Below are 12,900 nucleotides of genomic sequence, written 5' to 3'. Positions count from 1 at the left end.
CTTGAAAAAAGCGGGAGAGTTAGCCGAAATCATTCCAAAGCTGAACACGTTGAGGAAATACGGCAGGGTAGCACGTGTCGTCGGACTAATGATTGAATCACAAGGCCCGGAGAGTTCCATCGGTGATGTCTGTCTTATCCATTTGAATCATAAAGGTAGCGGTGAGTCAGTCATGATGGCGGAGGTTGTCGGCTTCCGTGAAGAAATTGTAATCCTGATGCCTTATTCAAACATCCATGATATTTCAAGCGGCTGCTTGGTCGAGTGCACCGGCAAACCACTGGAAGTAAAAGTCGGCATGAATTTGATCGGTAAAGTGCTGGATTCCTTAGGGAGACCAATCGATCAGAGTCCATTGCCAAAAGGCTTGGCGACTGTAAGAACAGAACAGGAACCGCCCAATGTTTTGAGCCGGAAACCGATAGATGAAAAACTGGCGGTAGGTGTGAAAGCGATAGATTCGATGCTAACAGTAGGTAATGGGCAACGTGTCGGGATCTTTGCGGGTTCAGGCGTTGGGAAAAGTACATTACTTGGCATGATCGCGCGAAATACAACAGCTGATCTGAATGTCATCGGATTGATTGGTGAACGGGGACGAGAAGTTCGGGAGTTCATTGAACGGGATTTAGGCCCAGAAGGATTAAAAAGAACAATTGTTGTGGCTGCTACCTCCGACCAACCTGCATTGATGCGTATCAAAGGAGCATTTACTGCAACAGCCATTGCAGAATACTTCCGTGACAAAGGGATGAATGTCATGCTCATGATGGATTCGGTTACCCGTGTTGCTATGGCACAAAGGGAAATCGGATTGGCTGTTGGAGAACCGCCTGCAACCCGAGGCTATACGCCCTCTGTTTTTTCGATTCTGCCAAAGTTGCTTGAGCGGTCCGGAACGAATGATAAAGGGGCCATCACGGCATTTTATACAGTTCTTGTCGACGGTGATGATATGAATGAACCGATTGCAGATGCGGTGCGTGGGATCCTTGATGGCCATATCGTTTTAGATCGGACACTGGCCAATAAAGGACAATATCCAGCCATTAATGTGCTTAAAAGCGTTAGTCGGTTAATGAATCATATTGCCAGCCCGGAACACGTCAAGGCAGCTGAAAAGTTACGGGAACTATATTATACGTACGATAAGTCCGAAGACCTTATCAATATCGGCGCCTATAAGCGGGGAACATCGAAAGAAATTGATGATGCGATAGAATACGAGCCGCTCATCACGAAGTTCTTGAAGCAAAGCTATAACGAAAATGTGCAAATGGAAGACAGTATTGATGAATTGGTTTCACTTGCTATGGGAGGCGGTATGTGATGAAACCTTATCATTATCGATTTGAAAAAGTGCTCGCATATCGTGAGCAAGAAAAAAACGAAACCGAAAGTGAATATAAGCTGGCTATTGAGGAATTTGAAACAGTGGCTACGGAGCTTTACGACTTGCTGAAGAAAAAAGAGGATATTTTGAAAGAGCAGCAGGAAAAAATGGCGACAGGCTTTTTCATAACAGATATCCATCATTATGCACGCTTCATCGATAGTTTGGAAAAGCGGATTGATACCTTGCAGCCGCTCGTCATGAAAGCCCGTTCCAAAATGATCTGGTACGAGAACAAGCTGCTTGAAAAGACGATTGAAGTGAAGAAATACGAGAAGATGAAGGAAAAAGATCTCAATCGATATCAATTTGAGATGCAACAATCCGAAGCGAATCGATTAGATGAACTTTCCACTCAGCAATTCACTAGAAAAGAAAATGGGTGGTAATGTGGTCAAACAAACGAAACAAAAGACAGGGGAGTTTTCCACAACGGAAAAGAAGTCAATCGGCATATTTCAAGTATTGCTGCTTTGGGTCTTAATCCCCCTCCTTTTCGCGTCTGCTGTTCTTCTAATCATCGCCAAAGTGGCTGATGTCAATGTGTTCGATAAAGCAGGCGAATGGACAAAATCAATTCCTTTTTTACAGAAAGACGAGGATAAAGAGGAGACTCAGACGGATCTTGTCTTAGGTGAACGGGTCGTTTCCCTCCAAGCCGAAATACAAAATAAAGAAGCGGAATTGACAAAAATCCAGAGCGATTTGGAAAATGCGAATAAAGACAAAGTCAACTTGCTGGCAAAACAACAAGAATTGCTTGCGGAAATCGAAATGCTGAAGTCGGCAAAAAACGATTCCCAAAAAGACATGAAAGAAATCATAACGACGTTTGAGAGCATGTCACCCAAGTCTGCTGCCCCGGTATTGACAAAAATGAGTGATGCAGAGGCAATTCAAATTCTGTCAAAATTAAAACCGGACACATTGGCGTCAATTTTAGAAAAAATGTCACCGGAAGATGCCGCAAAGTATACAAGCCTTCTGACGAAATGACGATATTAATAGTGGGAACTTGAAGGGAGGTGAAAAAGAATTGAATATCGGCGCATTGCAGAATCTATTGGGTGCTACATCTCAACAGATGACATCATCTCCTGGAACAAATGCCGGCCAGGGCAGCCAATCGTTTGGGTCTGTTTTTGCAAGTGCATCATCTCTTACAATCAATAATTCAGCGAACCAACAAACAGAAGCTGGTAATCAAATCGATGCCATTCAAGCGATATTTAACGCATTGGATCTACCTTCACTTGAAGAGGCTTTGGAAGCGATCGATGGAACTGAATTAACATTACCGGAAAATGGACCAGTCGTTTTTAAGACGATCAAGGAGTTTGCAGATTCGCTATCACTTGATATAGACAACCTAATGGGAAGTTTGAAGACATTATTACAAGAATCAGGTCTTTCAAAGGATAAGTTGGAACAATTGGATGGTGAAACACCATTATGGACGCTAATCGGATTCGTAGACGAAGTCGCTCCCCATTTTTTCACAAACTTGTCCGACTCACTGTCTCAAACATCAAAGAACATAAAGGCGGCATCCTCAATTCAGGTTTTGACTTTGTTAAAAGCGTTTGAGATTGTTGCTCCGAAAACAGATATGATTCTATCACAAGAGCAAAAATTAGCCAGCGTGCAATTTAGCTTGTCACAATCGGGCACACGGATTTCGGAGACTCTGGAAAAAGGATCAAGTAATAAGGTTGATTTCATGCATCTGATGCAAAAAACACAACCAATCCGTATCATGACAGATTCAAATCCAAGTGAACAGCCGAAGGATCAGTCGAATTCTCAAAGCAAATCAGAGCAGCCAATTCAATCTGCACATCAGGCTGTTCATCAAACCGTCACTAAGAGCGAAATGGTGACTGTGCAGTCTGGGCAAACGCAGGAGAATCGAAGTGAGACACTGATGAAGGAAATGCAATTGCTGTTCAAGAGAGCCAATTTTGGTCAAGCCGGCGGTTCGAACAGAATGCTGATTAAGTTGTATCCAGAACATTTGGGGCAAATTCGAATTGAATTGCATGAAACAAATGGGATCATTTCTGCGAGAATACTTGCTTCTACAGCACTTGCAAAAGAAATGCTTGATAGCCAGATGCATCAATTGAGACAGGCATTCAACCAACAGAACGTTCAAGTGGATCGTATCGATATTACGCAGTCGGTTCAGGAACCGACAAAAGAACGAGAACAAGCTTTCAATGAACAGTACAAGCGTGAACAGCAAGGTGACGAAAGCAACAACGAGCAAACAACTGAAGCAGAAACTTCATTTGAGGAATACTTAATCGAATTGGAGGTGTAACAGTGGTAGAACAGAAACCTATAACGGAATCGATGTTTTTAATTAACAAACAACGAGATCAAAGAAAAACCGGACCTGGAACGATGGATAAAGATGCGTTTATGAAAATCCTAATCGCACAGTTGCAAAATCAGGACCCGACCAATCCAATGAAAGATAACGAATTCATTGCTCAAATGGCTCAGTTTTCTTCTTTGGAACAGTCGATGAACTTAGCAAACTCATTTCAGAAATTCGCGGAGGCGCAAAATCAGTCACAGCTTATCCAATATAACGAATTTGTTGGTAAAAATGTGCGTTGGCACGAGCTAACGGATAAAAAGGACGAAGATGGAAAGCTGATTGTAAATGAAGGAACAGGCGTTATCAAATCCTTGAAATATGTAGATGGATCAGTTGTGTTCACAATGGCGGATGGCAAGGAGCTGACACCTGGCAACATTTCTGAAATCATGTCTGGAGGAACAGGCAGTAATAGTTTGGTGGAAGCGAGCCTGCTGATTGGCAAGACAGTTGGTTATATGGATGGAGAAGTAGAAAAGACAGGCGTTGTCACTTCTGTCTCGAATAAAGAAGGAAAACTGGAATACATTTTAGCCGATGGAAGCCGCATTAACGGAAATAGCTTCGTTTCCATCAGCCAATAGAAAAGGGGCGATCGTATGGATCAATTGAACATCCATCGCGTTCCATCTCAGCCGTTTATCCGCCAAGGAAAGCCGCTGCAGCCGGCAACAAGTCCGAAGCAGTCATTCTTGGAACAGCTCAATGACGCCATTCAAACACAGCCATTGAAAATCAGCAAACATGCCAGCGAAAGATTGCGTGATCGGAACATTCAAATTACGGATGCCGAATGGGCGCATGTCACTGAAAAAGTGAACGAAGCCAGGCAAAAGGGAATTAAGGACTCACTTGTTCTCATGGATAAAGCCGCACTAATTGTCAGCGCGAAGAATGCAACAGTCATCACGGCGATGGATCGCATGGAAGCGAAAAATCAACTATTCACAAATATTGACGGCACGATTGTGCTGAACTAAGGCAGGACCTCAAGTAGAGGATGCCATCGTACTGCCGACCGACAGAGGCAGCTACAACTTACAATCCGAGAGGGGAAAATAAAGATGTTACGTTCAATGTACTCAGGGATTTCAGGGCTCAAAAATTTTCAAACTAAGTTAGATGTAATTGGTAATAATATTGCGAATGTCAATACGTATGGGTTTAAAAAAGGCCGGACAATATTTAAAGACTTAATTTCTCAGACTGTTGCTGGGGCTTCCGGTTCAACTGCCACAACAGGTGGGGTTAACCCGAAACAAGTTGGATTAGGATCCCAAATTGCAGCAATTGATACAATCCATTCCGGAGGTTCTACACAGTTTACAGGTAATACTCTTGACCTAGCTGTTGCAGGTGATGGCTTCTTTGTAGTGGCAGACGGCAATGCTACGCCTCCAACAGCATTTAGCAATCCGCAATACACGAGAGCTGGGAATTTTTATATGGATAATGATGGATTCTTGGTGAACTCTGACGGTAAATATATCTATGGTTTTGCCGATCCTGCTGCAGCTACTGCAGCTGACACAGCTTTTACAAAAGCTGATAGTGCTCCTGTAGCAACAACAACTGCGACTGGGACAAAACCTACATTTAGTGGTGGAGCTGCGGAAAAGCCAATTCGAATTCCTACTAATGCTCAAAGTATGTCCGTTGGTCAAAATGGAACCGTAACATTTGTGGATTCGGAGGGTACATTACGTTATGCAGGGCAACTAGTAATGGTAAAGTTTCCGAATCCAGGGGGTCTGGAAAAATCGGGGGCGAATTATTTTAGAGAAACATCGAACTCCGGAACTCCATTTTATTCTGTTGCTACAGAACAGGGAATGGGTAAAATCGAATCCGGTTTCCTAGAAATGTCCAACGTTGACTTATCCGAAGAATTTACGGAAATGATCGTTGCACAGCGTGGGTTCCAGGCAAATACACGTATTATTACTACTTCAGATGAAATTTTGCAGGAACTTGTTAACTTGAAACGATAATCCTAGTTAATCTACTAAAATAGCATCATTTGATTGGAGCCAGGGCGGCGGCTTTTAAAGCAGTGTGAATCCTTTTTAAAATAGAAGCACGTTATTCACTTACGAAAGCAACCGCCTTGTGCTGAAATCAAGCAGCAGAGTGATTGATTGCGGGAACCTATGCAGCTTGGCTGTTACAGTCTAATTACTAATTTTTTCAAAAAACTTCTTATAGAAATTATTTATTTTTTTATATACTACTAATCAACTAACACTTATAATAGGTATAAAAGGAGGGTCGGGCCGGCTCTGCGCCCGGCCCCTTACATATGATTCAAGTTACACGATTGAACGGCACGACGTTTACGTTGAATGCATTGTACATAGAAAAAGTCGAATCGTTCCCCGATACGACGATCACGTTGACGACAGGCTCCAAATATGTCGTCCTTGATCCGATAGACGAAGTTAATCGCCGTATCATCGCATTTTATCAGTCGGTTCAGCTCTTATCGAATCCGCACATCCGGGGGGAAGAAGATGAAGAATAAAGCTCTTACGATCACCTTGATCATTCTAGTTGTAATTACACTTGTTGGGATTGTCGGCCTCATTCTCGCTTTGCAGCTCAATAAAGGTGCAAACGGACCAGAAGAACCATCAATTGATGAGATTATTGAAGCGTCTGTTGATGTACCAGAAATTACGACGAATTTATCCGGCAGCCAGTTTATCCGCATTTCATTAAAAATTCAAACGGATAATAAAAAGGCTGCAGAAGAATTGGCGAAACGGGATTTTCAAGTGAACAACATCGTCATTCAGGAACTCTCTGAAATGACTCCGAAAGATCTGGAAGGTAAAGCCGGGAAACAGGCTTTTGAGGACGCGATCAAGTCGCAATTGAACCCGCTCATGCAATCGGGGGAAATTGAAAAAGTATATATCGTTTCTTATATCATCCAGTAAATGTAGAGTGGGTTTGTTGAAGTAAGTACCGGGGGAGGTGGCCTTATGTCGGGAGATATTTTATCCCAAAGTGAGATTGATGCTCTGTTGTCCGCGTTGTCAACAGGAGAAATGTCGGCGGAAGACATGAAAAAAGATGAAGAGACCCGTAAGGTGAAAGTTTATGACTTCAAGCGTGCTCTTCGGTTCTCGAAGGATCAAATCCGCAGTTTAACGAGAATTCACGAGAATTTCGCCCGGTTGTTGACGACTTATTTTTCTGCACAGCTGCGGACGTATATTCAAATTAATGTCGCCTCTGTCGATCAGATCCCTTTCGAGGAGTTCATCCGTTCAATTCCGAACATGACGCTGATCAATATTTTTGAAGTTCCTCCTTTGGAAGGGAATATCCTTATGGAGGTAAATCCGAATGTTGCCTATTCCATGCTGGATCGATTGATGGGAGGCATGGGTGAAGGACCAGGCAAAGTGGATAATATGACCGAAATAGAAACGAAGATTTTGACGAATCTATTTGAACGTTCATTTGACAATCTACGGGAAGCCTGGTCAGGCATTATTGAAATTGATCCGTATTTGACTGAAATGGAAGTCAATCCACAATTTCTCCAAATGATTTCGCCGAATGAGACAGTCGTGGTCATCTCGTTCAATATTCAAATTGGTGAATCGAGTGGAATGATTAATATTTGTATTCCGCATGTTGTCTTGGAACCGATTGTACCAAATTTATCGGTTCGTTATTGGATGCAAACCAATAAGAAAGAACCATCACCAGAACAGAGCCAGCGTCTGGAAAAGCGGTTGAAGCAGGCGACATTGCCTGTCATTACCGAGCTCGGCCAAGGAACAATATCTGTAGAAGATTTCCTTTATTTGCAACAGGGGGATGTCATTTCGCTGAATAGCAAAATTGATGATCCACTAACAATAAAAGTTGGCGATTTGCCGAAGTTCATTGGACAACCAGGGCATCTGAGGAATCGTATGGCCGTCCAAATAATAGATACATGGAATGGAGGGGATGAAGATGATGAGTGATAATATTCTTTCCCAGGAAGAAATTGAAGCTCTGCTCAGAGGGGAGCCCTTGCCGTCTGCTGATACGACAAAGGATTCACCAGCAGACATTCGTACCGAAGATCATTTAAGTGCAATTGAACAAGATGCGTTAGGCGAAATCGGAAATATCTCATTTGGCAGCTCTGCTACCGCACTTTCCTCCTTGTTAGGACAGAAGGTAGAGATTACAACGCCTTCTATTTCCGTCATCGACCGTTCCATCTTGGAATCCGAATTTATTCATCCTTATGTTGCAATCCAAGTGGAATATACAGAAGGCTTGAATGGAATCAATCTACTTGTCATTAAACAGAGTGATGCGGCTATTATTGCTGATTTGATGCTAGGTGGTGATGGTCTCAGTCCACAAGAAGAGCTGAATGAGATACATTTAAGTGCGGTTCAAGAAGCGATGAATCAAATGATGGGATCAGCCGCGACTTCGATGTCGACAGTCTTTAATAAAAAAGTCGATATTTCTCCTCCGTCGATCGATCTGATGGATGTTCAAGCGGATGAGGGGATGCAACATATCCCAGATGAAAATCCACTTATTAAAGTTTCATTCGAATTAAAAGTCGGCACCTTAATCGACTCGAATATTATGCAATTATTCCCGTTAGATTTTGGTAAGAAATTAGTAGGTTCCTTGTTGGGCGACAGTTCAGGCGATGAAGCGGCGGCAGCGGTGGAAGCGCCAGCGAGACCGGTGAATGAACAGCCGTATGGTCAGCAGCAACCGGCGTATGAGACTGCTCACGACCCATATTCATACCAGCAGGAACAGCAAAGCTTACCGAGCTTCGGACAGCCCGCAACGCAATTGCCGCCACGGCAGCAAAGTCCGCAGCCGCAAGTTCATGTTCAACAGGCTCAATTCGCGAATTTCGAAACACCTTCTCTTAGCCAAGCGGAATCGAACAATTTGAATATGTTGCTTGATATTCCGCTAAATGTGACGGTTGAACTTGGCCGTACGAAGCGCTCCGTCAAGGAGATTCTGGAATTGTCCAGCGGTTCCATTATCGAGCTGGATAAACTGGCTGGAGAACCGGTTGATATTCTTGTTAACAATCGGCATGTCGCCAGAGGTGAAGTCGTTGTCATTGATGAAAACTTTGGCGTGCGGATCACAGATATTTTAAGTCAAACTGAACGATTGAATAATTTACGATAGAATCTAGGAGGCTCCCTAACATGAGTAAACGTATATTAATAGTAGACGACGCAGCTTTTATGCGCATGATGATTAAAGATATTCTTACAAAAAACAATTTTGAAGTTGTCGGCGAAGCAGCTGATGGCGCACAAGCGGTTGAAAAGTATTTTGAACTGAAACCGGATCTTGTCACAATGGATATTACAATGCCGGAAATGGATGGAATCGCTGCGCTTAAAGAAATTAAAGCAAAGGATTCTTCTGCTACCATCATCATGTGCTCAGCGATGGGCCAGCAGGCAATGGTAATCGATGCAATCCAAGCAGGTGCCAAAGACTTTATCGTTAAGCCATTCCAGGCAGACCGGGTAGTCGAAGCAATTCAAAAAGCCCTAGGATAAACGAATGAAGAAATCAATCATTTTCCGTTTGTTATCAGCGCTCTTGCTAGTTGCCATAGTCTACATTCTTGACGAATCAACCACTGTCTTAGCGGCGTCCGATTCAAGCAAATTTGTTTCGGATTACTATGGTAAAAATACTGGACAAGACGAAAAACCTGATATCGAAAATGAGATGCCAGCTGCTGACCGTCCGGATGACGGGGCAGCTGTCGGTGCGTCTTGGCAAGATTTTGGCAGGACACTAGTCGCCTTTGTTTTCGTAATCTGCCTGTTATTCGCCTTGTTAAAGTTCATTAACCGCAAAAATAGATCCTATCAATCAAACAAATTAATGAAAAACTTAGGCGGCTTGGCATTGGGCCAACAGAAATCTATTCAACTTGTCAGCATTGGCGACGCCTTCTATATCGTAGGTGTTGGCGAAAATGTTGAGTTGCTCAAGGAGGTAACAGATCCAGACGAAATCACTCGTCTTCAACAATATTTTGAGGAAAGTGATGATGTACCGGCTGGTGGATTATTGGACCGTCTCCTCACAAAAGCTTTTAAAAAGGAGGCGCCTACAATCCCAAAAGAGGGCGCGGGCACAAGTCAGTTTGGAAAGCTTTTTTCTGAGCGGATTGAGCAAATGAAAGCAGAAAGAAAGCAGCATATTAAGCGGTTGGAGGAAAAGGAGAGCAGAAAAGATGAATGAGTTTGTGCAATTCTTTTCGGATAGTAATCCGGAAAATGTTTCGACATCCATCAAAATGCTGCTTTTGCTCACAGTTTTAACTTTAGCGCCGGCTATTCTTATTCTCATGACTTCATTTACAAGGATCATTATCGTGCTGTCGTTCGTTAGAACTGCATTGGCTACGCAGCAGATGCCTCCGAATCAGGTGCTAGTCGGACTAGCTATGTTTTTAACCTTTTTCATCATGGCACCGACTTTTCAGCAGGTGAATGAAACCGCTTTGACTCCTTTGTTCAATGAGGAAATCACATTGGACGAAGCTTATGAAAAAGCGAGCCTGCCTTTTAAAGAGTTCATGAGCAAGCATACAAGGCAAAAGGATCTGGAGCTTTTCCTCCGATATAATGAAGCAGAGCGACCGGAAAAGATGGAGGATATCCCGCTCACTATGCTCGTTCCTGCGTTCGCGCTCAGTGAACTGAAAACAGCATTTCAAATGGGTTTCATGATCTTTATCCCTTTTCTTGTGATTGACATGATTGTGGCAAGTATACTGATGTCCATGGGGATGATGATGTTGCCGCCTGTCATGATTTCTCTTCCATTTAAAATATTGCTTTTCATATTAGTTGATGGTTGGTATTTGATCATAAAATCCTTGTTGCAAAGTTTTTAGCAAAATGAACAGATAAAACAGGAGTAGTCAGGAGGGTCCGTATGTCGGGAGAAATGGTCATTTCCATCGCCGAACGGTCGGTTTGGGTCATTCTATTGACTTCAGGCCCATTATTAATAGTTGCGCTGGTGACGGGGTTGCTCGTCAGTATTTTCCAGGCAACGACACAAATACAGGAACAGACCTTGGCGTTTGTCCCCAAAATCATAGCAGTCCTTGTTGCCATCATCTTTTTCGGCCCTTGGATGTTATCCCGCGTTACATCGTTCGCTTCTGATATATTTGATAATCTGACTCGGTTTATCGGGTGATTGAATGGAACAGTTTTTACCATCCATCCCGTTGTATCTGCTAATTTTGACGAGAGTATCAGCATTCATATTAACCGTTCCGTTATTTTCCTACCGTGCGATCCCCGCTACGCACCGCATTATTTTTGCAGCGCTGCTCGCATGGATGATTGTCTTTACGATGGATGTTCCGCCGATTGAAATAGATGGGGCTTATTTTCTCCTCGTCATGAAAGAAGCGATGGTCGGATTATTTATCGGGATGATCGCCTATATTGTCATCTCTGCCATCCAGATTGCTGGAGGGTTTATCGACTTTCAAATGGGGTTTGCGATCGCCAACGTTATTGATCCGCAAACTGGTGCTCAGTCGCCGTTGCTCGGCCAGTTTTTCAACGTGTTAGCGCTACTGTTGCTGCTGACGCTGAATGGTCATCATATGCTGCTGGATGGCATTTTTTATAGTTATCAATTCATTTCGGTAGATCATCTGGTGCCGGCTTTTGGGGATGAACGATTAATCGAATTTGTTGTCAAAACGTTTGCTATGACATTTGCCATCGCTTTTCAAATGTCCATCCCGATAGTGGCCACTTTATTTTTAGTGGATCTGGCACTTGGGATTACAGCACGGACAGTTCCTCAATTAAATATTTTCGTGGTCGGTTTTCCAATTAAGATCGGGGTTAGTTTTCTAGTTCTTGCAACTATGGCAGGCGTCATGATTGCTGTCATGCAGAAGTTGTTTGAAGTGATGATGTCCTCGATGCGTGGGTTGATGATCATTTTAGGAGGTGGCTGATTTGTTGCTGCGGCTTGATTTGCAATTTTTTGCCGGTGAAAAAACAGAAAAGGCCACGCCGAAAAAGCGTCAAGACTCTCGGAAAAAGGGACAAGTCTTAAAAAGCCAAGATGTGACAAGTGCCATAGTCTTGTTGTTTGTCTTTCTCTTTTTATTTTTTGCAGCTGGCTTTATGAGAGACCATTTTTTCGTTTTCTTTGAACACACCTTCAATGAATATTTATCTATTGATCAATTGGATCACGAGGGCGTCATGCTCATCTACTTACAAATGGTCAAGCAAATGGCTTACATTCTCCTGCCTGTCATGTTAATTGCCGTGATTGCAGGAGTTGCAGGCAATTTGGTCCAATTCGGTTTGCTTTTTACAGGGGAACCGTTAAAGTTCGATCTTAAAAAAATTGATCCCATTAAGGGTCTAAAAAGGATATTTTCCGTTCGAGCATTAGTTGAATTACTGAAGTCGTTATTAAAAATAACGTTTATCGGCTCTGTCACCACCTTCATTGTCATGATGAATATTGATAAAGTCCTTGGGCTTGCATTTAAGACGCCCCACGACACACTCGTGACAGTTGGGCAGCTAGTCGCTCTCATGGGGATCGTCGCATCATTTGTTTTATTATTTATATCGGTTTTGGACTACTTCTATCAAAAATATGACTACGAAAAGAACCTTCGCATGTCTAAACAAGACATCAAGGATGAATATAAAAATACCGAAGGCGATCCTATCATCAAGTCGCGCATCAAACAGCGCCAGCGTGAAATGGCAATGAGGCGTATGATGCAGGAAGTTCCGAAGGCGGACGTCGTCATTACAAACCCGACCCATTACGCGATTGCTCTTAAATATGATGACAAGGATATGGACGCGCCGGTCATCGTGGCAAAAGGCGTCGATTTCGTTGCCCAAAAGATCAAATTAATTGCCAAAGAGCATGATATTGTCATGGTGGAGAATAGGCCATTGGCACGGGCTCTTTATGATGAGACGGAGATAGGGGACCGCATTCCGGAGCAGTTTTTTAAGACGGTCGCTGAGATATTGGCCTATGTGTATCGGATACAACGCAAAATATGAAATCATTTTGAGAAAGTGGGTATGAC

17 protein-coding genes are annotated in these 12,900 nt (G+C 43.1%); all 17 read left to right on the top strand.

The window, feature by feature from the left end; all coding sequences use genetic code 11:
* Nucleotide 1: 1 nt before the first annotated feature.
* The 17 genes from fliI (at nt 2) to flhB (ending at nt 12,874) form a co-directional block, all read left to right on the top strand.
* Nucleotides 2–1,330: a flagellar protein export ATPase FliI gene (fliI, locus tag NCCP2222_RS07895; RefSeq protein ID WP_248511287.1), complete on the top strand. Its 1,329-nt coding sequence runs from the start codon at nt 2–4 to the stop codon at nt 1,328–1,330.
* On the top strand, nt 1,330–1,782 hold the full coding sequence (gene fliJ / locus NCCP2222_RS07890) for a flagellar export protein FliJ (RefSeq protein WP_248511285.1): 453 nt from the start codon (nt 1,330–1,332) through the stop codon (nt 1,780–1,782). Before fliI ends, fliJ begins: the two co-directional genes overlap by 1 nt.
* A gap of 1 nt (nt 1,783) precedes the next feature.
* A complete protein-coding gene (locus tag NCCP2222_RS07885; RefSeq protein WP_248511283.1) occupies nt 1,784–2,389 on the top strand; it encodes a MotE family protein in 606 nt (201 codons plus the stop codon).
* A gap of 40 nt (nt 2,390–2,429) precedes the next feature.
* Entirely contained in the window at nt 2,430–3,716 is a 1,287-nt protein-coding gene (locus tag NCCP2222_RS07880; RefSeq protein ID WP_248511282.1) for a flagellar hook-length control protein FliK, read from the top strand.
* A gap of 2 nt (nt 3,717–3,718) precedes the next feature.
* A complete protein-coding gene (flgD, locus tag NCCP2222_RS07875) occupies nt 3,719–4,363 on the top strand; it encodes a flagellar hook assembly protein FlgD (protein ID WP_248511280.1) in 645 nt (214 codons plus the stop codon).
* A gap of 15 nt (nt 4,364–4,378) precedes the next feature.
* Nucleotides 4,379–4,759 (top strand): TIGR02530 family flagellar biosynthesis protein, encoded by a 381-nt coding sequence (locus NCCP2222_RS07870; RefSeq protein WP_248511279.1) that lies wholly within the window; start codon nt 4,379–4,381, stop codon nt 4,757–4,759.
* 84 nt (nt 4,760–4,843) lie between these two features.
* Nucleotides 4,844–5,770: a flagellar basal body rod protein FlgG gene (gene flgG, locus NCCP2222_RS07865; RefSeq protein ID WP_248511277.1), complete on the top strand. Its 927-nt coding sequence runs from the start codon at nt 4,844–4,846 to the stop codon at nt 5,768–5,770.
* Nucleotides 5,771–6,078: 308 nt separating this feature from the next.
* Nucleotides 6,079–6,300 (top strand): flagellar FlbD family protein, encoded by a 222-nt coding sequence (locus NCCP2222_RS07860; RefSeq protein ID WP_184207140.1) that lies wholly within the window; start codon nt 6,079–6,081, stop codon nt 6,298–6,300.
* On the top strand, nt 6,290–6,718 hold the full coding sequence (gene fliL / locus NCCP2222_RS07855; protein WP_248511275.1) for a flagellar basal body-associated protein FliL: 429 nt from the start codon (nt 6,290–6,292) through the stop codon (nt 6,716–6,718). The genes NCCP2222_RS07860 and fliL overlap by 11 nt, the downstream gene beginning before the upstream one ends.
* A gap of 45 nt (nt 6,719–6,763) precedes the next feature.
* On the top strand, nt 6,764–7,762 hold the full coding sequence (gene fliM / locus NCCP2222_RS07850; RefSeq protein ID WP_248511273.1) for a flagellar motor switch protein FliM: 999 nt from the start codon (nt 6,764–6,766) through the stop codon (nt 7,760–7,762).
* Complete coding sequence (gene fliY, locus NCCP2222_RS07845) at nt 7,755–8,960, top strand: flagellar motor switch phosphatase FliY (protein WP_248511813.1); 1,206 nt, start codon at nt 7,755–7,757, stop codon at nt 8,958–8,960. The genes fliM and fliY overlap by 8 nt, the downstream gene beginning before the upstream one ends.
* A gap of 20 nt (nt 8,961–8,980) precedes the next feature.
* Entirely contained in the window at nt 8,981–9,343 is a 363-nt protein-coding gene (locus NCCP2222_RS07840) for a response regulator (protein ID WP_248511271.1), read from the top strand.
* Between the two features lie 4 nt (nt 9,344–9,347).
* The gene (locus tag NCCP2222_RS07835; protein WP_248511269.1) at nt 9,348–10,040 is read left to right on the top strand and encodes a flagellar biosynthetic protein FliO; all 693 of its coding nucleotides are present in this window, start codon (nt 9,348–9,350) and stop codon (nt 10,038–10,040) included.
* Nucleotides 10,033–10,698 (top strand): flagellar type III secretion system pore protein FliP, encoded by a 666-nt coding sequence (fliP, locus tag NCCP2222_RS07830; RefSeq protein WP_248511267.1) that lies wholly within the window; start codon nt 10,033–10,035, stop codon nt 10,696–10,698. Before NCCP2222_RS07835 ends, fliP begins: the two co-directional genes overlap by 8 nt.
* Before the next feature lie 41 nt (nt 10,699–10,739).
* Nucleotides 10,740–11,009, top strand: coding sequence for a flagellar biosynthesis protein FliQ (gene fliQ / locus NCCP2222_RS07825; protein ID WP_248511265.1), 270 nt, complete (start codon nt 10,740–10,742; stop codon nt 11,007–11,009).
* 4 nt (nt 11,010–11,013) lie between these two features.
* Nucleotides 11,014–11,790: a flagellar biosynthetic protein FliR gene (gene fliR / locus NCCP2222_RS07820; RefSeq protein WP_248511263.1), complete on the top strand. Its 777-nt coding sequence runs from the start codon at nt 11,014–11,016 to the stop codon at nt 11,788–11,790.
* A complete protein-coding gene (gene flhB, locus NCCP2222_RS07815; RefSeq protein ID WP_248511261.1) occupies nt 11,783–12,874 on the top strand; it encodes a flagellar biosynthesis protein FlhB in 1,092 nt (363 codons plus the stop codon). Before fliR ends, flhB begins: the two co-directional genes overlap by 8 nt.
* Nucleotides 12,875–12,900: the final 26 nt, after the last annotated feature.

Source organism: Sporosarcina sp. NCCP-2222 (assembly GCF_023168145.1).
Taxonomy (GTDB): Bacteria; Bacillota; Bacilli; order Bacillales_A; family Planococcaceae; genus Sporosarcina.
The sequence above is the reverse complement of the archived record's forward strand: the minus strand, read 5'-3'. Positions and strand labels throughout refer to the sequence as shown.

What these genes read in the sequence shown, in the direction of transcription:
- fliJ (WP_248511285.1), top strand. Translation starts at nt 1,330, where the DNA reads ATGAAACCTTATCATTATCGATTTGAAAAAGTGCTCGCATATCGTGAG.
- NCCP2222_RS07870 (WP_248511279.1), top strand. Translation starts at nt 4,379, where the DNA reads ATGGATCAATTGAACATCCATCGCGTTCCATCTCAGCCGTTTATCCGC.
- flgG (WP_248511277.1), top strand. Translation starts at nt 4,844, where the DNA reads ATGTTACGTTCAATGTACTCAGGGATTTCAGGGCTCAAAAATTTTCAA.
- NCCP2222_RS07860 (WP_184207140.1), top strand. Translation starts at nt 6,079, where the DNA reads ATGATTCAAGTTACACGATTGAACGGCACGACGTTTACGTTGAATGCA.
- fliL (WP_248511275.1), top strand. Translation starts at nt 6,290, where the DNA reads ATGAAGAATAAAGCTCTTACGATCACCTTGATCATTCTAGTTGTAATT.
- fliM (WP_248511273.1), top strand. Translation starts at nt 6,764, where the DNA reads ATGTCGGGAGATATTTTATCCCAAAGTGAGATTGATGCTCTGTTGTCC.
- fliY (WP_248511813.1), top strand. Translation starts at nt 7,755, where the DNA reads ATGAGTGATAATATTCTTTCCCAGGAAGAAATTGAAGCTCTGCTCAGA.
- NCCP2222_RS07840 (WP_248511271.1), top strand. Translation starts at nt 8,981, where the DNA reads ATGAGTAAACGTATATTAATAGTAGACGACGCAGCTTTTATGCGCATG.
- NCCP2222_RS07835 (WP_248511269.1), top strand. Translation starts at nt 9,348, where the DNA reads ATGAAGAAATCAATCATTTTCCGTTTGTTATCAGCGCTCTTGCTAGTT.
- fliP (WP_248511267.1), top strand. Translation starts at nt 10,033, where the DNA reads ATGAATGAGTTTGTGCAATTCTTTTCGGATAGTAATCCGGAAAATGTT.
- fliQ (WP_248511265.1), top strand. Translation starts at nt 10,740, where the DNA reads ATGTCGGGAGAAATGGTCATTTCCATCGCCGAACGGTCGGTTTGGGTC.
- fliR (WP_248511263.1), top strand. Translation starts at nt 11,014, where the DNA reads ATGGAACAGTTTTTACCATCCATCCCGTTGTATCTGCTAATTTTGACG.